The following is a 19404-nucleotide window of genomic DNA, read 5'->3' as shown; positions in this document are numbered from 1 at the left end:
TTCCCTTAATTAAGGACTGCAACTTGTCAATGATTTTGTTTTGGGTTGCTATGCGTTCGTCTAATGCGAACATTAGTTTAGCAATTTTATTCTGTTCTTCAAGCTTAGGGATATTGATTTTTATTTTTTCTATTGTATCTTTTGAAAGGCTTGGTACTCCTGATGCTTCATTGTATTTCAACCAATTTATAGTTTGAAATAGGCAATATGTAAATTTCGGTGTAATGCCATTAAAACTATGCGTATAGAAAAGTGTGTCAACTGTCCAAAATTTGCCATTGTAGTAAAATGGTTTGTTTATACTACCCTTTCTACCTATAAATGTCGTTTCTCCATCATATAGACATTCGTCTACAGATGTCATGTAACCTCCAGTTCCAAAAACCGGAATTCCTCCATTGTTCAAATGCTTATAATCACGTCCATTGCCGATACTTAGAACATCTTTAATCTTATACGTTATCCACTCCCCCTGAAACTCAGGGAATCTGAGATTTGGGACATCAGAGTTCTTTTTTCTCTAATTATATATATACACCTTCAAAATTAAGGATTACAATGACAACAAAAACAATTAGAGAAATTGCGTTGGCTTGGAAAACAGACAAGCAACGCTACGTTAAGCAGTCTACATACGCTGCTTATGTGTTAATTTTAGAGAACCACATTCTGCCATCATTTGGCGATTGTGAGGCTCTGAGTGAGAAACTTGTGCAGGAGTTCGTTTTGCAGAAACTCAATGGCGGACTCAGCATCAAAACGGTGAAGGACATTCTGATTGTCCTGAAAATGGTGATGAAGTTCGGAGTAAAGAACGAGTGGATGAACTATTGCGAGTGGGACATCAAGTACCCTACGACAGAGACCAACAAGGAGATTGAGGTGCTGACGGTGGCACACCATAAAAAGATCCTTGATTTCATCAAACAGAACTTCACTTTCCGCAACCTCGGTATCTATATCAGTCTGACCACTGGCTTGCGTATCGGAGAGATTTGTGGTTTGAAATGGTCGGACATCAACACCGACAACGGCACAATTACCGTGAACCGCACCATAGAACGCATCTACATTGTGGAGGGCGAACACAAGCACACGGAGTTGGTCATCAACACACCCAAGACCAAGAACTCATGCCGTGAGATACCGATGAACAAGGAACTGTTGGCTATGGTAAAACCTCTGAAAAAGGTGGTAAACACAGGCTTCTATGTACTGACCAATGAGGAAAAACCGACTGAGCCTCGTACCTACCGCAACTATTACCATCGGTTGATGGCGCATCTTGACATTCCTCGACTAAAGTATCACGGACTGCGCCACAGCTTTGCCACACGCTGCATTGAAAGCAACTGCGACTACAAGACCGTAAGCGTGCTTCTCGGTCATGCCAACATCACAACAACCCTTAATCTCTATGTTCACCCAAACATGGAACAGAAGAAAAAGTGCATCACCAGGATGTTCAAGTCTCTTGGAAAATAGGGAAGAAAAGTAGCATAGGTTATAAAAGACAAAAGGATGAGGTGACTCCACATCACCCCATCCTCAGCTTACTTGTCTATGTATGATGCGACAAGATAGACAATCGAAATGCAACACTTTGATTTTATGTTTTTCTTTATAAGTACCTGAGCAACAAAAAGTTGCTCAGCAATTTGCTATGTCAGAAGAGATATACGATCCATCGATATGGATTTGATTTTCACCCACTAAGTATTCCAATGCTTCATCCACGTACTCGGAAGGAAGCAGGATGTTGCGCAGTTCGGTGATGAAGTGTGGTTTGTGGTCGCCAAGCAGCTGACGTATGGCCTGCTTGGCTTTCTCGAATTCCTGTTTTCTTGTTTTGTTGCTGGTGTATTGTTCCAGGCAGACATCACACTGGTGGCAGTCCTCGCGGCTTGCCTCGCCAAAGTATGCCAGCAACTGTCTGGAACGGCAGATGTAATCTTCCTGTGCATAGTGCAGGATTCCTTCTATTCGCCGTATGTATTGCTCGCGTCTCTGTTCCCATACTTCTTGTGGTATGAGAACCTTCTCGCCATCTATTCTGTCTCTGGTGTATGTGATATAAGGAGTCTTGCGCCTTGGCACGAACTTGACGATATGGCGTGCTGCGAAGTTCTTGAGAACGACATATACCTGTTCTGTGCTGGTATCAGCCTGATGGGCTATCAGGCTCTCATCGATATATACGAAGTCGGTGAACAGTCCGCCGTAGGTACGCAGCAGAGCCGTCACAATGGCCTCCTCTTTGGGAGAGAGGTTGTCGAGCAAATACAGATCGTTTCTGTTCAGGCAGAACATGAGACGTGCCTTTCCGTCGGGATTGTCCTCGTAGTGTATGTAGCCACTACGTTCCAGAATTCTGAGTGCAGAGTCCACCCTGACAGGAAAAAACTTGTAGATATAGCTGAACTTTTCTATATTGAACTCGAATGTCTTTCCTTTTCCGCTGCCAACGCCTATCTGGAAGAAGTATGCCAGATGCTCGTAAACATCCCTGATCAGATCTTTTGGCGGGAATGTGTCGTCGATGCGTTTCCTGAGCTTTCGCTCATCGCTGGGGTCGTAGAGCAATACGGCATAAGCCTTGTTGCCGTCTCGGCCAGCGCGTCCAGCCTCCTGGAAATATGCTTCCAATGAGTCGGGACAGTCGATATGGATAACCATCCTTACATCAGGTTTGTCGATACCCATACCGAAGGCATTGGTAGCCACGATGACTCTCACCTCGTCCTGTTGCCAGGCTTTTTGGCGCTCATCTTTTGCAGATGGCAGGAGTCCTGCATGATAGAAGGTGCTCTTGATGCCATTCTGGTTGAGCAGGGTGGCAATCTCCTTGGTACGTTTCCGGCTTCTGGCATAGACGATGGCAGAGCCTTCTGTGCATCTCAGGATGTGCACCATCTCGTTGATCTTGTCGCCTATGGTGCGTACGATATATGCCAGGTTCTTGCGCTCAAAACTCATTTTGAACACATTCTTCTTCTCGAAATGCAGTTTTTCCTGTATGTCGTTGACAACGTCTGGTGTAGCCGTAGCGGTAAGGGCAAGGATAGGGGTGTTGGGTTTCATATCCCTGATGCTGGCAATATTCAGGTAGGAAGGACGGAAATCGTAGCCCCACTGGCTGATACAATGGGCTTCATCTACAGTGATGAAACTCACCGGTATATGGTGCAGTTTGGTTTGGAAAATCTCGGAGGCGAGTCGTTCGGGTGATACATACAGAATCTTGATACCACCAAAGATACAGTTTTCGAGAATCTGTATCACCTCGCTTCTCGATTTGTCGGCATGGATGGCTGCAGCCTGTATGCCGCGCTCCTTGAGGTGCTGTACCTGGTCTTTCATCAAGGCTATCAGAGGTGTGATGACGATGCACACACCCTCCTGTGCAAGTGCAGGAACCTGAAACGTGATAGACTTTCCTCCACCCGTAGGCATCAAACCCAAAGTATCCTTTCCGGCGGCAATGCTTTCGATGATATCGCGCTGTATGCCACGGAAGTCGGAAAATCCCCAGTAAGTATGTAATATCTCCTGAAATTTATCCATGGGTTGATAGGGTATGAGATCTTGTGTCTATTCAGTTTTCATTGGGTCGTATGTCTTCTATCTGCAGTTGTACCTGATTTTTCTTGAAGACATTCTCCTCAATGGTATATGCTATGTCGAAACTGCGCTTGCTCTTGATGTATCGGGCAGACGCACTCTGTCCAAAGGCAATTCCATTGACCACATTGCTCGACTTGGAGTCTACCAGTTCCAACTTGATGTGTTCCTGCTCGCGTCCCACCACCTTGCTTGTGCCATAGTCGTACACTCGGTGGGTGCAGAATACTGGCTTCTGGTTGCAAGGACCAAAGGGTGAGAAGCGCTTCAGGTCGTTGTGGAGGTGCTTGGTGATATCCTTAAAGTCGACGACAGCGTCTATGTTCAGGATAGCCTCGGTTTGTTCGGGCGAGATGTGTTCTTCCACATATTTCTGGAAACGGTTTCTGAACTCCTTGACATGTTCCCATTTCAGGGTGAGTCCGGCAGCATAGGTATGTCCGCCAAAGTTGACCAACAGGTCGCGGCAGCTCTTGATGGCAGAGTAAACGTCAAATCCTGTCACACTGCGGGCAGAGCCGGTAGCCATGTCGCCTTCTTTTGTGAGTACCACGGTGGGGCGGAAATAGATTTCGGTCAGTCGTGATGCCACGATGCCTATCACGCCTTTCTTCCATCCTTCGTCGTAGAGGACGATGCTGGAGTTGTGCTTCTGGCTTTCCAGTCTCGACACGATGCCGTTGGCTTCTTCGGTCATCTGCTTGTCGATGTCCTTGCGCTGTTCGTTGTATTCATTGATATGTTTTGCCATGCGCAGGGCTGTGGCAAAATCGCGCTCCACCAAGAGGTCAACACTCAGTTTTCCGTTTTCCATTCGTCCGGAGGCATTGATGCGTGGTCCTATCTTGAAGACGATATCGCTCATGGATATTTCACGTCCATTGAGTCCGCAGATATCGATGATAGATTTCAGGCCTATGCTGGGATTGGAGTTGAGTAGCTTCAGACCATGGAAAGCCAGGATGCGGTTCTCGTCTACTACCGGTACGATGTCGGCAGCAATGCTGACGGCACAGAAATCGAGCAGGGGAATGAGTCGTGAGAAAGGTATTCCATTGTCCTTGGCAAAAGCCTGCATGAATTTGAAGCCTACGCCACATCCACAAAGATGCTTGAATGGGAAAGGGTCGTCTGGTTGCTTGGGGTTAAGTATGGCCACGGCCGGTGGCATCACCTCGTCGGGCACGTGGTGATCACAGATAATGAAATCGATGCCAAGAGTCTTGGCATACTCTATTTCCTTGACTGCCTTGATGCCGCAGTCGAGGATAATAATCAGTTTGACACCTGTTTCGTGGGCATAGTCTATTCCCTTCTTGCTTACTCCATACCCCTCGTCGTACCGATCGGGTATGTAGTATTCTATATTGGAATAGAACTGCTGCAGAAACTTGTATACCAAGGCAACAGCCGTGCATCCGTCTACATCGTAGTCTCCATAGACCAAGATGCGTTCCTTCCGTCCCATGGCATCATTCAGTCGGTCGACAGCCACATCCATATCCTTCATCAGGAAGGGATTGATGAGGTCGGCCAGCTGTGGTCTGAAGAATCTCTTTGCAGCCGATTCTGTGGTGATGCCTCGCTGGATAAGAAGCTGACCAAGGATAGGGCTGACATTGAGCTTGTCGCCTAATTCTTTAGCCGTTTTTTGCTGTTCTGGTGTCGGTGCTTCATAATTCCATTTAAAATGCATTTTATTGTTTTTTATTTTCTGGCTGTAAAGTTACGAAAATATTATGACAATAAGAAATGTTTTAGATGAAAATAATAAAATAAGGGGCTGCAAAGTATTTTTGCAGCCCCTTACGGTATGTTTATTGATTGTTTTTAGATGCCGAGCTTTTTGCGGATATCCTTAGGAATGGCATTCTTGTTAACCATGAAATCCATGGTCTTGTAAGCTACGAAAGCCTTGGTCATGTACCAGGTTCCCTTGTAGTCGCCATACTCGCCCCAAGAGTTCTTTACCATATAGTACTCTTTACCGTTCTGATCCTTGGCGATGCCATAGATGTGCATGCCGTGGTCGTCGGTAGTCTCCCAGTTGTCGAAAGCATCCTGACGCATCTTCTGTGTAGGAACGATTTCAGGAGCATTCACGCCGAGTGAGTCGAGCTTTTCGTTCTTCTCGCTCTTTGAGAGCTTGAACCAGTGGTCGGCATCGGTGCCAGCCATAGAGCGTACCTTCTTAACATCGTAGGCGATACCTAAGCCCTTGCGTGTGAAACCATCTTCGGTCACGTCGCCACCCCATGCTACAGTGTAACCATTATTAACGGCGTTGTCGATGATCTTGCAGAGGTCTTCCATAGGCACGTTGTAGCTCAAAGGCCAGCGCCAGTTGTCCTGTACCTCAACAGCAAACTTGCTCCACATTGGGTGGTGAGTATAGCTGGTGATGGAAACATAATCGTCAAGATTGATGCCGAGGCTCTTGCAGAAAGTCTCAGGAGTGTACTGCTTGCCTTCGTATGTGAACTTCTCAGGAGTTTCGCCGATATAAGAGTCGATGATGCCCTGCAAGCCGCTCTTCCATGCAGTAGAAATCTTCTTGGCCTTGCTCTTGGCTACAGCCTCTACGTAAGGAGTCATGACGTCGAAGAACTCACCGAAGTTGGCAAGTGAGTCACCAGTCAAAGTGCCTGGTGCAGGCATGGCGTTCTCAGGAACGATGCCATAGTGCTGCAAAGCATAGAGTACATCGTAGGCGCTGCCACCCTGTGAGAAACTAACGTCTCCATGCATACGGACTGCCATAGTGGCACGATCCATATAAGTCTTGTTGGCTACGTACATCTCGCTGAGGTCGTATGTCTTGCCAGTCTTTTTCAGAATCTCGCTCTCAAAGAAACTGAGGGTAGAGTATGCCCAGCACGTACCGCTACGGTTCTGATCCTTGATGCTTGTAATAGGGTTCTGCTTTACCACTGTAAATACAGGCTTGTTCTTAGCGATGGCAGCTGAGTCCTTCGCTGTCTTTGCGCTTGCACCTGTGGCAACCAAAGCCATCATGGCAGCAACAATCAATGTCTTCTTCATTAACTTTTCTCTTTTTAAATTATTAATAATGTTGTATTCTTTCTCTTTAGGTTGGGGCATCTGAGAACTTCTTACTCTTTGCCCATGAACTCCTCCACATCCTTAGGGTGGTAGGGGATTCGGTCTTTACCGATAAATCGGCAGCCATCCTTGGTGATGAGCACATCGTCCTCGATGCGGATTCCTCCGAAGTCCTTGTATGTTTCCAGCTTGTCGAAGTTGAGGAACTCTGCGCAGTGCCCCTTTGCCTTCCAGTCGTCGATGAGTGCTGGAATAAAGTATATGCCCGGTTCGTCTGTTACGACAAAGCCTTCCTGCAGGCGTCGTCCCATGCGCAGACAGTTGGTACCAAACTGTTCCAGGTTAGGACGAACCTCCTCGTCGAAGCCTACGTTTATTTGGTCAAGATTCTCCATGTCGTGTACATCCATACCCATCATGTGACCTAAGCCGTGGGGCAGGAACATGGCATGAGCTCCGGCTCTTACTGCCTCTTCGGTATCGCCCTTGGCAAGTCCCAGTTCCTTCAGTTTGTCAAACATCAGTCGGCATACTGCAAAGTGTACGTCTGCATATTTTACGCCAGGCTTGGCAACCTCGAGTGTATAGTCATGACAGGCTTCCACGATAGAGTAAATCTCCAGCTGGCGTTGTGTGAACTTACCGCTTACAGGCATGGTGCGTGTATTGTCAGAACAATAGTTGTTGATGGTTTCTGCACCTGCATCGCAAAGAGCCAAGCGGCCTTCCTGGAGTATGTTCATGGATGGATTGCCATGCATGATTTCACCGTGCTGGGTAAAGATGGTTGGGAAACTGACCATGGCACCATACGAGTTGGCTATGCCGTCGACCTGTCCTGCAACATATTTCTCTGTCAGCCCCGGACGGGTAAGTCGCATGGCTGTGGTGTGCATCTTGTAACCGATGACAGCAGCACGCTCCAGTTCCTCAATCTCTTCTGCCGACTTGGTAGATCTCATCTTCACTACAGCCTGAATGAGAGTAAGCGATGCTTCCTCTTTCTGCTGGTTGGGATGAATGCCGAGCAGATCGAATATCTGCAACTTGATGTCCCATCTGTAAGGAGGGAGGAAGTGTATCTTGCGCTTCTTCGACATGGCGTTGTTGCAGATGGTCTTCAGCGACTTCATTGGAGCCGTGTTCTGGATTCCCACTTGTTCAGCCATATCGTGCACACTGTCTACGCTTCCGTACCAAACGATGTCTTCAATGTCTATGTCGTCGCCAATGAGTGTCTCGATGTCATTGTCTACATCTATCACACCAACCAATCCGTCTCGGTTTTGTCCGAAGTAATACAGGAACGAAGAGTCTTGTCGAAAAGGTGCATACCCGTTATTAGGGAAATTGCAAGGCGATTCGTTGTTGCCAAAAATAATGATGACGCCGCTTCCTACCAGTTCTTTCAACTCTTTGCGGCGCTTGATATAAGTATCCTTGCTAAACATATTTTAGAATTTTACTTTAATTTGCTGCAAAGTTAGTAATTATTTCCCTAAAAATGCTTATCTTTGCAATCAAAAGTGTATATTTAGTGTGAATTTATAAAATATTAATAGATTCGGACTACATTTTGTTGCAAAACGGATAAAAAATAGAAACGGATAGTAGGTTATGAACTTAAGACTTAGTGCAGGTTTGGTGTTGGAAGGCGGCGGTATGCGTGGTGTGTTTACCAGTGGTGTGCTGGATGCCTTTATGAAGTATGATTTGTATTTCCCCTTCACGGTGGCAGTGTCGGCAGGGGCTTGTAACGGTATGTCGTATATGAGCCGTCAGCCACGTCGTGCACGTATTTCCAATATTGATTATTTGGCCCGCTATCAGTATATTGGCCTGCACCATCTGGTGACTCAGGGGTGTATTTTCGACAGGAAACTGCTTTACGACAAGTTTCCTAATCAACTGTTGCCCTTTGATTTTGATACCTACTTCAAGTATGCTGACCGTTTTGAGATGGTTACCACCAATTGTCTGACAGGAAAGGCCATGTATATGTCAGAGAATCATGACCGACAGCGTGCGCTCGACATTGTACGTGCCTCCAGCAGTCTGCCTTTTGTGAGCAAGATAGTATGGGTGGATGGTATCCCGATGCTGGATGGTGGTATAGCCGACAGTATTCCGGTACTGCGTGCCATAGAGAAAGGATATGAGCACAATGTGGTGGTGCTGACGCGCAACAAAGGATGGCGTGATGACGGGAAGGACAGAAAGATACCTTATTTATATAAGAACTATCCGCGACTACGTGTGGCGTTGAGCCATCGTCATAAGGCATATAATGAGCAGATACAGCTGATAGACGACCTGGAGGCTGCGGGCAAGATAACCTGCATACGTCCCTTGCGGCCGTTGGAAGTGGGACGTATCGAAAAGGATACCGACAAGCTGGAGCGCCTGTACGAAGAAGGCTTCGCTCTGGGCGAAGCCTTCTGTAAGGAGCATCTTTGATATGCTTGTTTTATTTATAGTACTTGCGAAAGTTCTGTTGTTTATACCTCTTCTACATATTTGGGGCTTTCGCCGTACTTGTTGGTTCCTGGTTTTGAATCCAAGCAGCAGAAGACGAATACTACGAGACTTAGCAGTCCGCTGATGATAAACAAAAAAGAACCGGCCATAATGTTCATAGAGGTGCTGTTGTTCATGTTTTCAATGATTTCCTGGCTCAGCATGTCAGGAGTTTCTATCAGTTCAAAGATATTGATGTCCATGCTGAGAATGCCATAGAAAATGGCAACAAGACCAATCATGCTGATAATGAAGGGTATGCCAACAAACCATCCGCTACGGCCTGTGTCATGCAGACGGCGGAAAGTCAGTGATAAGGATAAAATGGTAATGGCAAGGCTGACGAGGTTGGAGATGATGACACCCGCTATTCCCATATAGCCGACAGGAGTCATGATGAGGTTGATGATGAATATACCTAATATGGCCCACCAAAACTCTGAGCGGCGTGCTCTGCCTTTGAATGTTACGATTTTCTTGCATGCTGTCGAGCATGCCTCAATAAATCCCATCTGGGGTTTTTCTGCATAATTAGCCATAATAAAATTGGTTTAATAGTTAATAATTTATGTTGATTTTCTCTATTCTTCTCCCAACAGGTCGGGGCGCAGTCGTCTGGTACGCTCCATAGCCTGGTCGAATTCCCATTGTCTTACCTTTGCCTCGTTTCCGCTCAAGAGGATCTCGGGTACTTTCCATCCCTTGTAGTCAGCAGGTCGGGTATAGATAGGTGCAGCGAGGATGTCATCCTGGAAACAGTCAGACAGTGCGCTCTGCTCGTCGCTGATCACACCTGGTATGAGTCGTATCACGGCATCAGATATGATGGCAGCTGCCAGTTCGCCTCCTGTCAGCACATAGTCGCCCACGGAGATCTCTCTGGTGATGAGGTGGTCGCGCACACGCTGGTCGATACCTTTGTAGTGTCCACACAGAATGATGAGATTGCCTTGCATCGACATCTCATTGGCTATCTTCTGGTTGAAGGTCTCTCCATCAGGCGACACGTAGATGACATCATCGTAGTCGCGTTCAGCCTTCAGGGCAGAGATGCAACGGTCGATAGGTTCACACTGCATTACCATGCCGGCGCTTCCACCGTATGGATAGTCGTCTACACGTTTCCATTTGTCGAGTGTATAGTCTCTCAGGTTGTGCAGATGAATCTCTGCCAGTCCTTTCTTCTGTGCACGGGCCAGGATGGATTCTCCGAAAAATCCCTCCAGCATTTCGGGTAATACTGTAATGATGTCTATTCTCATAATGTCTGCAAAGTTAATCATTCTACAGGAAAGAAGCAAATGTTTGGCAGATTATTTGCCGAAAAAAAGAGGCGCACAAGTATTTTGCTACTTGCACGCCTCTCTCTTTATTTGTTATTTACTCTGTATTTTCTCTCTTTATGCGCAGTTCAAACCTTTGCCTCTGAGCAATGCCTCGCCATAGTTGTTCATGGCTGACATATAGTTTGCAACGATGCACTTTACCAAATTCATAATCTTTGTTTTCATAATTGTTATCCTTTCTTTTTTTTGTGTTAATACTGCGGGCTCAATTGTGTGTGAGATTTTACTTGCCCATTTCCATTTTGTTGTTTACATGGATTGCCTGTGCTACCATAGCACCTACAACCAATAAAATCATTACTGTAATCATAGTCTTTTCCTTTCTTTTTAGGAGGCTCCCTTTGAGCCTCGGTTTAACATTATCCTTTAAAACAATCTTACCTTATCGAGTGCAAAGGTAATGCCATTTTATTGAATATCCGTCACAAAGACATGACAAAGATATGAAAATGTGCGATTTTTTGATACATGTCAAGATGGTGGCACTTTTTGCCATTCAGTGCCATGGTATTTGACTTCTGTCAATATTTTGGGGTGTTTGTTGCCTGTCATGCTTTACAGTGCTTCGTCGTCTGGACGCTGAAAGGCAGCCTTGGCTTTCAGTTTGGGAAGATGTTTCTTCTTTCTGAGCCATGCAGCCTTTCGTGCTTCGTACTGTTCGCGATGACGTTCCAGGAAATTGTCTGCCATGCTTACAATATATTTACTTCTATATTTATATACCTTATTATATATAATGTCTATTCTTTGAACTTGCTGTAGATAACCTTTATCTGTATGGGACTTGCGGGTTTGCCCTCACTGTCGGTGGAGTTGTCACCCCTGAACAGTCGGGTAGTGGAGAGTCCCATGTCGTGGGTTATCTTACTTACATACTGGTAGTTGTCGCGTGTCACGTAGCTGATGCTTACGGGCAGAAGCGCCACTTTGTTCCAGTTGGCTGTTCGCTTAGCCACAGGCACCTTATACATCTCGGTAATCAGATTGCCGATATTGTTGAAGGTGTAGGCGTTCTTTGGTGTAGAGGTGCTGCTCGAGTTGAAGGCTGCCGTGTAAGAGGTACGGTAGTTGGTAATGTTGCCATGCTCGAAGAAGCTTGTCAGACTATCTACCGGTATCATCAGAATGTTGGCAGGTGTGGCGAATGTGTATTCGTCGTCACTTTCCTGGTTGTTCATTCTTGGGAATGTAACCGAAGCCAAAGCCAAAGTGTCGTTCTCATGTCCTCGCATGATATCTTCAACAGGAAGTGTGGCTGTGGTGTAGATGCCAGCTGGAGACTTAAGATAGGTGCAGTTGGTTTGGGTCAGCATATTGTTGATGCTGTTCTGGTCGCTCTCTATGTAGTTGGTCTGCAGTACTTCCTGTGTGCTGAAGAAGGGGTAAGAATAGTTTCTCTTCTCAGTACTGTCGCGCAGACCGTCATACGACTTGATGTTCTTCCAGCGCTCCCAACAGAATACCAGCTGCATGATGTTTACCTTGGCTACGTTCCCGATACCCGCCTCATGCTTGATGTAGAAGCCCGGACATACGTTGTGAACAAACTGATAGTTGTTCTTGAAGTATTCAGGATGGTCCTTACGCATGGTCATCAGATAAGCACCATAGTTGTCGTACTGGGTGCCGTCCTTGGCAGTATAGCGCTTGTTGAGGTAAATCTTGAAGTATTTGTTCTTCAGCGTATAGGTGGCAGAAGCCTTGTAGCTGTTAGCTGTGTTGACATATCCCTTGGCTATAGGGTCGAAGTCGGAGTAGTAATTCTGACCTTCCTCCATAGGCTTGCTCATTTCGTAAGCCGTCACCTTCATCGGTGCAAGGGTATCGCCGTACGAACTCTCGTAGTTTACGAGCAGATAGCATGAATCGGCAGTCACCTTTCCTCCCTTGTACACTCCGTTTTCGTATTCTCCACCATGGGCGTAGCGAATATAGTCAAGTGTGTCGAGTTCGAAAGAGGCGAGGGTAGAGAACTGTGCCATGTAGTTGCCTGTGACATAGTTGCCAGTTTCAGGGTCCTTTACCATTCCTATGATGCCGTTGCTGTTGTTGCTGAGCACCGAACCTGTAGCGGCCGATTCTGTTATCACATTGTAGCGTGCGTCGGATATGTTGAGCCCGTCTACTCTGTTGGTGACAGACTGGCCTATAGAGTCTGTTGTGTCATCGCATGATGCCATGAAGAGGGCAGCGATGGCCAGTGTGGTTATCTTAAATAGTTTCATTATCCTTGAAATAATATCTTTGATTTTGTTATTCGTCGGGACAAACCTCGTTGATGAAGTTCTTGTAGGCTTCGGTATAGTCATCACCAGGGAATTTCATCACAGGCTTCTCCTTCTCGGCAGCATACTGAAGCAGTACTTCCGAAACGTTGGCTTCTCCCTCAATGACACCGTCGCTGTAGTCGATAGCCAGTTTGCCCAACTCGGTGAAGTCGAATGGAGTCTTGTATCCTTCGAGCAGTTCCGACTTGGCCTCGCGGAAGTCAACACTGTTAGAGAAGTTGTCGCCCAACTGTCCCTTCAGCTCATTGGTGTAAAGAGCCGAGATGACCTTTGTGTTGGCGAAGGAAGGCTCTTCAGCAAAAGCCGTCTTGATGTACAGTGGAGCCACAGCGCTCATCCATCCCTGACAGATGATGACGTCGGGCTGCCAGCGTAGCTTCTTCACTGTCTCGAGCACGCCTCTTGCAAAGAAGATGGCGCATTCACCATTATCTGTATACTCCTGACCAGTTTCGTCGGTACCCATCTGGCGATTGTTGAAATAGTCGTCGTTATCGATGAAGTATATCTGCTGGCGTGTGACAGGGATAGAGGCCACCTTGATGATCAAAGGGTGGTCTGTATCGTCGATGATAAGATTCATTCCAGACAGGCGAATGACTTCGTGCAACTGGCCGCGGCGCTCGTTGATAGTGCCCCATTTGGGCATGAATGTGCGAATCTCGAAGCCTGCTTCCTGCATCTTCTGAGGTAACTCACGTCCCATTACTGACATGTGGCTTTCTGCCACGTAGGGGTCAATCTCCTGATTGATGAATAATACTTTCTTTGCCATAGTTATAATTTTATTCTTACGAATTAGGTGCAAAGATACAAAAAAAACTTCAAATTAAGCCAACTTTTTGTCGAAAACAAGAAAAAGAACCGCTTTATTGGCATATTTTTATAATATTTCTTTCTTATTTAAGAAAAAAGTTGTTATTTTGCACCCCGAAAACAAATTTAGCAATGAAAGTATTCGATAAGATTGTTGACCTCCAGAATGAACTCTTCGCAGTTCGCAAGGAGGGTAAGGAAATCGGTCTTGTACCAACTATGGGAGCGCTTCATGAGGGTCACGCCTCTCTCGTCAAGCGTAGTGTGAATGAGAATGGCGTGACAGTAGTCTCGGTTTTCCTGAACCCTACTCAGTTTAACGATCAGGGTGACCTGGACCGTTATCCTCGTACACTCGAAGCCGACTGCAAGCTTTTGGAGGCTTGTGGAGCTGATTATGTGTTCGCACCATCAGTCAAGGAGATGTATCCTACACCCGATGAGCGTCATTTCGAGTTTCCACCTGTATCTACAGTCATGGAGGGTGCCCGTCGTCCTGGCCATTTCAATGGTGTGTGTCAGGTGGTAAGCCGCCTGTTCTATATTGTACGTCCTACCCGTGCTTATTTCGGTGAGAAGGACTGGCAGCAGATTGCTGTCATCAAGCAACTCGTGAAGTACATCGGGGCTGATGTACAGATTGTGGAGTGTCCTATTGTCCGTGATGAGGACGGATTGGCAAAGAGTAGCCGCAACACTTTGCTTTCAGCCGATGAGCGTGCCATAGCTCCAGCTATCTACAAGGCTCTGAAGGAGAGTGTGGAATATGCCAAGGGCCATACGGTGAAGGAGACTCACGACAAGGTTGTGGCTGACATCAACGCCATAGAAGGACTGGAAGTAGAGTATTTTGAGATTGTAGACGGCGACAGCCTGCAGGATGTGGATTCATGGGAAGCGAGCGACTACGTAGTGGGTTGTATCACAGTATATTGTGGTAAGACTCCTATCCGTCTCATCGACCATATCAGATATAAAGGATAAACGATTGTTAAACAAACCGATATTATGCAGATAGAAGTATTGAAGGCTAAGCTCCATTGTGTGACGGTGACAGAGGCCAACCTCAACTATATGGGCAGCATCACGATAGATGAAGACCTGATGGATGCCGCAGGGCTGATAGCGGGCGAGAAGGTTCAGATAGTGGACAACAACAATGGTGAGCGTCTCGAGACCTATATTATAAAAGGTGAGCGCGGAAGCGGTTGCATCTGTCTCAATGGTGCCGCAGCCCGTAAGGTGCAGGTGGGTGATACTGTTATCATCATTGCCTATGCGCTGATGGACTTTGAGGAGGCTAAGACCTATGAGCCTACAGTGGTGTTCCCCAAAGAGGGCAACAAACTGTAAACGAAGAAACAAACATATTGGATAAAACGATAAGACACACCGGTCGGGAGAGGTATAAAACACTCTCAGGTCGGTGTGTCTGTGTTTTTCATCACTAACTTTCTTTCTCTTCCTTTCGGTTAGCCCAAAGGAATGAGAAGCATAAACTAAAGAGTATTGCCAACATAGATATTGTCTTTTACTTGGTTTATATTTACTTTTTCTTTGTTTCTTTACCTTTTACTTTTTTACCTTCCTACTTTTTTACCTTCCTACTTTTTTACCTTCCTACTTTTTTACCTTTTTACTTTTTTACCTTTTTACCTTTCTATAAGGTACCAAAGGTTCTGCAGGATGATGATTGTCAGAACGAGGAACAGGAACAGGTAAAATCTTTCCCGTCGGAAGAAATCAGCGAGGGTGAACCGTGCCTTTATGTGCTCGTTCAGATAGTTGCGATAATCTCGTATCATGGCACAACCGATGATGATGCCTGATATGAGTATGGACGCTCCGATGATGAGCAGTACAGACTCTGTTGTTGTTGCTGCATATAGTTCTTTCATGGCACAAAATTAGTATTTTTCGTTGAAACAGGGTGTCGCATTCCTCAACTTTTGTGTCGCATTCCTATCAAAAAGGTGTCGCATTCGTAGGAATGCGACACCTTTTTGAGGATTTTTTCATGTTTTTTGTTCGAAAACAGAAATAGTATTTCTTATTCGCTCAACTTTTGCAAAGGGGAAATTTCTATGATTTATCTTCTTTCTATGAATGTATTTCTCGCCAGACGGTAGGAGTGCAGCCCTCTTTGGCTTTGAAAACGCGATAGAGATGAGTGCGCGAAGAGAAGCCACATTCTGCCGAAACGATGTCGTTGCTGTAGTCGGGACATTCTGTCATCATCTGCTTGGCTGCATTGAATCGTATCTCGCTGAGCCATATTCTGAAGGTGGATTTCAGGCACTGGTCGAAGTAGATACTCAGTTCGTTTTTCGAGATGTGGAGTGTGTTTGATAGTGTCAGCATATTGGCAGCGCTGTCTTTGTAGCCCATGTTGGCACACCACCTGTCAAGACTTTTCTGGATGAATTTCCTTCTTTCTTCTGGCAATTGGGGCGTATTGTCGATATCATCCATCTCGTTGTCATTGGACTCTTCTGTCTTTTCTTCTGACTTTGCTTTTTTTCTCTTTGCGTTCGCCTTAATGGCTTCTTCCTGTTCTTCTTCCTTGTCCAACAGTTCTTCGGTAGGAGTGTAGCTGCTGCCGAGTGCCACAAAGCTGAGGTTGAAGAAGAGAAGGGCGAGCAGGCCAAAAGGTCCTGCGATGAACAACAATGTGTTGGAGAGGATAGCGAAAGGCATGATGATGGCAGCCAAAAACAGGATGACCACGCTGGAACGGGCATATCTCACATAGGGGAGCATATCGGATGCCGCCATTGTTTCGAGCATGTTCTTGCGCTTGATCATTTCCTGCACAATCATATAAATGCAGTACACCACATTTCCGAAATAGAGTGCCAGCATGACGTAGAGCCACTTGCCGATGTACAGACCCTGATTGAGGTAGGAACTTAGGGCAAAGATGGCGATAATGGCGATATAGATGACTGAGCATACAAAGTGGAACTTCCTTCTGTTGGCATGGGTTGCCTCTATGTTATAGATACCCATGGAGATGAGGGTGAAGCAGGGGGTATAGATCAGGATGTTGATTATAGCACCCAAGTTGGCGTCTGTCGCCCTGAATCCGAAAAACATCTGCATGAAATATTGCAATGCCAAGCCTATCATGGCGATTAATATCATTCCACGCGAACGCTCGAATCGCTTGTTCTTCCAACTCACGTGAAGATGGGTCATAGCCAAGATGAAAGCGTTGATGAGCATGAAGATTAAACATGCAAATTGAAGTAGGTATAATGGGTTCATAGTTTTTTATTTTTTTACTTTTTCAATGCAAAAGTATAATAAAATTCTCAAAAACGGACTCTTTTCTTTGAAAAAAATGATAAAAAAACAGAAAAACGGGCAGAACCATGAGTTCTGCCCGTTTATGATGAAAAGCTTTTTGCTTCTTAGCCTTTAGAATGTATAATTCTATGTTTCTTGGAATTACTCGATAACTACGAGGGCATCCTCTTCGAGAACAGCCTGACCTGGTTTCACGCAGATGGCGGTTACCTTGCCGTCCTTCTCTGCCTCGATGTTGTTCTGCATCTTCATCGCCTCGAGAACGACAACTGTATCGCCAGCTTTTACTTCCTGACCAACAGCCACCTCGATGCTGGTGATAGTACCTGGCAGAGGAGCCTTTACGGCATTGGCGGTATTCACGTTGGCAGCAGGAGTAGCCTCTGCATCATCCGATGCGGCTGGCTGACCGAGCACTACTTTCTTCTTCTCAGGCTCAGCTTCCTGTTCCATTTCCACCTTGTAAGCTTCGCCGTTCACGTTCACGCTTGCGATGTTTCCCTCTACAGCGTCAATCTGAACCTTATACTCTTTTCCGTCGATTGTATATTTAAACTCTTTCATTTCTGTTACTTTATGGTTTAGCTGTTAAACTCAGGAACTTGGCATTCCACATAGTCTGTCGTGGCTGTATGGTGATGATGCCCGGCTCCTTGTCGTGTACGTTATTGCCCTGATACTCGTAGAGTGCCATGGCAATGGCAGCATAAATATTTTTGTCCATTTAATATAATGTTTAATTATTAATGTTTAATGTTTAATTGTTAGTGCTAAATGTACACAAAGTAAACATTAAGCACTAAACATTAAACATCATCTCATTACATTGGCATACAACCATGCTTCTTGGCAGGCAGGTTCTGGCGCTTGGTTGCGAGCTGAGCCAAACCGCGGCAGATGCGGAAACGGGTGTTACGTGGCTCGATAACGTCATCGATGTAACCATACTGAGCTGCCTGATATGGATTAGCAAACTTGTCAGTATACTCCTGCTCCTTCTCTGCCAGGAATGCCTTCACGTCCTCGCCGGCTTCCTTCTTAGCCTTGGCTTCCTTGCCACAGAGAACGGCAACGGCACCGCTGGCACCCATTACGGCAATCTCTGATGATGGCCAAGCGAAGTTCAGGTCGGCACGCAACTGCTTGCAGCCCATCACGATGTGGCTACCACCATAGCTCTTACGCAATGTGATAGTGATCTTTGGCACGGTAGCCTCGCCGTAAGCGTAGAGCAACTGTGCACCATGAAGGATGACAGCATTGTACTCCTGACCTGTACCTGGCAAGAAGCCTGGTACGTCTACGAGAGATACGATAGGGATATTGAAAGCATCGCAGAAACGTACGAAGCGGGCTGCCTTACGGCTGGCATTCACATCGAGTACGCCAGCGTATGCTGATGGTTGGTTGGCAACGATACCTACACTCTGACCATTGAAGCGGGCGAAACCAGTGATGATGTTCTTGGCAAATTTAGGCTGAACCTCGAAGAACTCGCCGTTGTCGGTCACAGCGCCAATCACCTTATACATATCGTATGCCTGGTTAGGATCCTCTGGGATAATCTCGTTCAGAGAATCGTCCATGCGGTCGATAGGGTCGGTGCACTCTACACGTGGAGCCTCCTCTGTGTTGTTGCTTGGGATGTAAGAGAGCAGGCTCTTGATCATTTCGATAGCCTCTTCCTCTGTCTTGGCAGCGAAGTGGGTTACACCACTCTTGGTAGCGTGAACCGAAGCACCACCGAGGTGCTCTGCATCGATATCCTCACCTGTTACGGTCTTAACCACCTTAGGACCTGTCAGGAACATGTAAGATGTCTGCTCCTTCATGATGATGAAGTCGGTCAAAGCTGGAGAGTAAACGGCACCACCGGCGCAAGGACCCATGATAGCTGAGATCTGTGGGATAACACCTGAAGCAAGGATGTTGCGCTCGAAGATCTCGCCATAGCCGGCGAGTGCGCAGATACCTTCCTGAATACGTGCACCACCTGAGTCGTTCATACAGATAACAGGTGCACCCATGGTCATCGCCATATCCATCACCTTGCATATCTTCTGTGCCATAGTCTCAGAAAGCGAACCACCATTTACGGTGAAGTCCTGAGCATATACATATACCAGGCGGCCAGCGATAGTAGCACTACCAGCAACCACACCGTCGCCAAGATACTGCTTCTTCTCCATACCGAAGTTAGTGCAGCGGTGCAACTTGAACATGTCATACTCCTCGAAGCTGCCGGCATCTACCAGCATTTCGATACGCTCACGAGCTGTATATTTGCCACGTGCATGCTGCTTCTCGATGGCTTTCTCGCCACCGCCAAGACGAGCCTGTTCGCGCTTGGCGATCAGCTCCTTAATCTTTTCTATTTGTTTGCTCATAATTAATTATTATGTATAGTTTTCTTTTCTTTTATAGTGGATGTAGGCGACAGATGC

The 19404-nt window shown here is 46.3% G+C and carries 19 protein-coding genes; 4 read left to right on the top strand and 15 right to left on the bottom strand.

Translation table 11 applies throughout. The features are described 5' to 3' along the window. On the bottom strand, positions 1–433 hold a 433-nt coding region (locus F7D20_RS04405; protein ID WP_367383908.1), incomplete at its 3' end, for a restriction endonuclease subunit S. Positions 434–558: 125 nt separating this feature from the next. Here F7D20_RS04405 and F7D20_RS04400 point away from each other — a divergent pair. Then, positions 559–1485, top strand: coding sequence for a tyrosine-type recombinase/integrase (locus F7D20_RS04400; RefSeq protein WP_158463000.1), 927 nt, complete (start codon positions 559–561; stop codon positions 1483–1485). A 165-nt stretch (positions 1486–1650) separates the two neighbouring features. Here F7D20_RS04400 and F7D20_RS04395 read toward each other — a convergent pair whose 3' ends face one another. The 4 genes from F7D20_RS04395 to F7D20_RS04380 all read right to left on the bottom strand — a co-directional run bounded on the left by F7D20_RS04395 (position 1651) and on the right by F7D20_RS04380 (position 8135). Continuing rightward, on the bottom strand, positions 1651–3564 hold the full coding sequence (locus tag F7D20_RS04395) for a RecQ family ATP-dependent DNA helicase (RefSeq protein ID WP_158462999.1): 1914 nt from the start codon (positions 3562–3564) through the stop codon (positions 1651–1653). Between the two features lie 31 nt (positions 3565–3595). Continuing rightward, on the bottom strand, positions 3596–5317 hold the full coding sequence (gene recJ, locus F7D20_RS04390) for a single-stranded-DNA-specific exonuclease RecJ (protein ID WP_022252617.1): 1722 nt from the start codon (positions 5315–5317) through the stop codon (positions 3596–3598). Between the two features lie 134 nt (positions 5318–5451). Next, positions 5452–6663, bottom strand: coding sequence for an aminopeptidase C (locus F7D20_RS04385; RefSeq protein WP_158462998.1), 1212 nt, complete (start codon positions 6661–6663; stop codon positions 5452–5454). A 71-nt stretch (positions 6664–6734) separates the two neighbouring features. Further along, positions 6735–8135 carry an aminopeptidase P family protein gene (locus F7D20_RS04380; protein ID WP_158462997.1) on the bottom strand — a complete coding sequence of 467 codons (1401 nt, stop codon included), beginning with the start codon at positions 8133–8135 and terminating at the stop codon, positions 6735–6737. 166 nt (positions 8136–8301) lie between these two features. Here F7D20_RS04380 and F7D20_RS04375 point away from each other — a divergent pair, with 166 nt between their 5' ends. Then, entirely contained in the window at positions 8302–9141 is an 840-nt protein-coding gene (locus F7D20_RS04375) for a patatin-like phospholipase family protein (protein ID WP_158462996.1), read from the top strand. 41 nt (positions 9142–9182) lie between these two features. Here F7D20_RS04375 and F7D20_RS04370 read toward each other — a convergent pair whose 3' ends face one another. The 5 genes from F7D20_RS04370 to F7D20_RS04350 all read right to left on the bottom strand — a co-directional run bounded on the left by F7D20_RS04370 (position 9183) and on the right by F7D20_RS04350 (position 13610). Next, a complete protein-coding gene (locus tag F7D20_RS04370) occupies positions 9183–9740 on the bottom strand; it encodes a DUF805 domain-containing protein (RefSeq protein WP_158462995.1) in 558 nt (185 codons plus the stop codon). A gap of 42 nt (positions 9741–9782) precedes the next feature. Beyond that, on the bottom strand, positions 9783–10463 hold the full coding sequence (trmD, locus tag F7D20_RS04365) for a tRNA (guanosine(37)-N1)-methyltransferase TrmD (RefSeq protein ID WP_022252622.1): 681 nt from the start codon (positions 10461–10463) through the stop codon (positions 9783–9785). Between the two features lie 639 nt (positions 10464–11102). Further along, a complete protein-coding gene (locus F7D20_RS04360; protein ID WP_022252624.1) occupies positions 11103–11237 on the bottom strand; it encodes a hypothetical protein in 135 nt (44 codons plus the stop codon). A 50-nt stretch (positions 11238–11287) separates the two neighbouring features. Further along, positions 11288–12772 (bottom strand): DUF4270 domain-containing protein, encoded by a 1485-nt coding sequence (locus tag F7D20_RS04355; RefSeq protein WP_194253490.1) that lies wholly within the window; start codon positions 12770–12772, stop codon positions 11288–11290. 28 nt (positions 12773–12800) lie between these two features. After that, the gene (locus F7D20_RS04350; RefSeq protein ID WP_158462993.1) at positions 12801–13610 is read right to left on the bottom strand and encodes a glycogen/starch synthase; all 810 of its coding nucleotides are present in this window, start codon (positions 13608–13610) and stop codon (positions 12801–12803) included. Positions 13611–13783: 173 nt separating this feature from the next. On the opposite strand from F7D20_RS04350, the gene panC reads away from it, so the two are divergent. Both panC and panD read left to right on the top strand, forming a co-directional pair. Further along, positions 13784–14635 carry a pantoate--beta-alanine ligase gene (gene panC / locus F7D20_RS04345; protein WP_158462992.1) on the top strand — a complete coding sequence of 284 codons (852 nt, stop codon included), beginning with the start codon at positions 13784–13786 and terminating at the stop codon, positions 14633–14635. Positions 14636–14659: 24 nt separating this feature from the next. Further along, positions 14660–15004 carry an aspartate 1-decarboxylase gene (gene panD / locus F7D20_RS04340; protein WP_022252628.1) on the top strand — a complete coding sequence of 115 codons (345 nt, stop codon included), beginning with the start codon at positions 14660–14662 and terminating at the stop codon, positions 15002–15004. A 299-nt stretch (positions 15005–15303) separates the two neighbouring features. Here the strand turns inward: panD and F7D20_RS04335 are convergent, their stop codons facing one another. The 5 genes from F7D20_RS04335 to F7D20_RS04315 all read right to left on the bottom strand — a co-directional run bounded on the left by F7D20_RS04335 (position 15304) and on the right by F7D20_RS04315 (position 19347). Continuing rightward, complete coding sequence (locus F7D20_RS04335; RefSeq protein ID WP_158462991.1) at positions 15304–15549, bottom strand: hypothetical protein; 246 nt, start codon at positions 15547–15549, stop codon at positions 15304–15306. 202 nt (positions 15550–15751) lie between these two features. After that, the gene (locus F7D20_RS13035; RefSeq protein WP_228114097.1) at positions 15752–16918 is read right to left on the bottom strand and encodes a helix-turn-helix domain-containing protein; all 1167 of its coding nucleotides are present in this window, start codon (positions 16916–16918) and stop codon (positions 15752–15754) included. A gap of 183 nt (positions 16919–17101) precedes the next feature. Continuing rightward, positions 17102–17524 (bottom strand): biotin/lipoyl-containing protein, encoded by a 423-nt coding sequence (locus tag F7D20_RS04320; protein WP_022252631.1) that lies wholly within the window; start codon positions 17522–17524, stop codon positions 17102–17104. Between the two features lie 10 nt (positions 17525–17534). Further along, positions 17535–17684: a hypothetical protein gene (locus F7D20_RS12895; protein WP_022252632.1), complete on the bottom strand. Its 150-nt coding sequence runs from the start codon at positions 17682–17684 to the stop codon at positions 17535–17537. A gap of 97 nt (positions 17685–17781) precedes the next feature. Continuing rightward, entirely contained in the window at positions 17782–19347 is a 1566-nt protein-coding gene (locus F7D20_RS04315; protein WP_022252633.1) for an acyl-CoA carboxylase subunit beta, read from the bottom strand. Positions 19348–19404: the final 57 nt, after the last annotated feature.

Source organism: Segatella copri (assembly GCF_009495355.1).
Classification (GTDB): domain Bacteria; phylum Bacteroidota; class Bacteroidia; order Bacteroidales; family Bacteroidaceae; genus Prevotella.
The sequence above is the reverse complement of the archived record's forward strand: the minus strand, read 5'-3'. Positions and strand labels throughout refer to the sequence as shown.

Coding starts and splice junctions, on each gene's coding strand:
- F7D20_RS13035 (WP_228114097.1), bottom strand. CDS start 16,918: ATGAACCCATTATACCTACTTCAATTTGCATGTTTAATCTTCATGCTC.
- F7D20_RS04385 (WP_158462998.1), bottom strand. CDS start 6,663: ATGAAGAAGACATTGATTGTTGCTGCCATGATGGCTTTGGTTGCCACA.
- F7D20_RS12895 (WP_022252632.1), bottom strand. CDS start 17,684: ATGGACAAAAATATTTATGCTGCCATTGCCATGGCACTCTACGAGTAT.
- F7D20_RS04400 (WP_158463000.1), top strand. CDS start 559: ATGACAACAAAAACAATTAGAGAAATTGCGTTGGCTTGGAAAACAGAC.
- F7D20_RS04360 (WP_022252624.1), bottom strand. CDS start 11,237: ATGGCAGACAATTTCCTGGAACGTCATCGCGAACAGTACGAAGCACGA.
- F7D20_RS04370 (WP_158462995.1), bottom strand. CDS start 9,740: ATGGCTAATTATGCAGAAAAACCCCAGATGGGATTTATTGAGGCATGC.
- F7D20_RS04375 (WP_158462996.1), top strand. CDS start 8,302: ATGAACTTAAGACTTAGTGCAGGTTTGGTGTTGGAAGGCGGCGGTATG.
- F7D20_RS04315 (WP_022252633.1), bottom strand. CDS start 19,347: ATGAGCAAACAAATAGAAAAGATTAAGGAGCTGATCGCCAAGCGCGAA.
- F7D20_RS04350 (WP_158462993.1), bottom strand. CDS start 13,610: ATGGCAAAGAAAGTATTATTCATCAATCAGGAGATTGACCCCTACGTG.
- F7D20_RS04380 (WP_158462997.1), bottom strand. CDS start 8,135: ATGTTTAGCAAGGATACTTATATCAAGCGCCGCAAAGAGTTGAAAGAA.
- F7D20_RS04355 (WP_194253490.1), bottom strand. CDS start 12,772: ATGAAACTATTTAAGATAACCACACTGGCCATCGCTGCCCTCTTCATG.
- trmD (WP_022252622.1), bottom strand. CDS start 10,463: ATGAGAATAGACATCATTACAGTATTACCCGAAATGCTGGAGGGATTT.
- panC (WP_158462992.1), top strand. CDS start 13,784: ATGAAAGTATTCGATAAGATTGTTGACCTCCAGAATGAACTCTTCGCA.
- panD (WP_022252628.1), top strand. CDS start 14,660: ATGCAGATAGAAGTATTGAAGGCTAAGCTCCATTGTGTGACGGTGACA.
- F7D20_RS04320 (WP_022252631.1), bottom strand. CDS start 17,524: ATGAAAGAGTTTAAATATACAATCGACGGAAAAGAGTATAAGGTTCAG.
- recJ (WP_022252617.1), bottom strand. CDS start 5,317: ATGCATTTTAAATGGAATTATGAAGCACCGACACCAGAACAGCAAAAA.
- F7D20_RS04335 (WP_158462991.1), bottom strand. CDS start 15,549: ATGAAAGAACTATATGCAGCAACAACAACAGAGTCTGTACTGCTCATC.
- F7D20_RS04395 (WP_158462999.1), bottom strand. CDS start 3,564: ATGGATAAATTTCAGGAGATATTACATACTTACTGGGGATTTTCCGAC.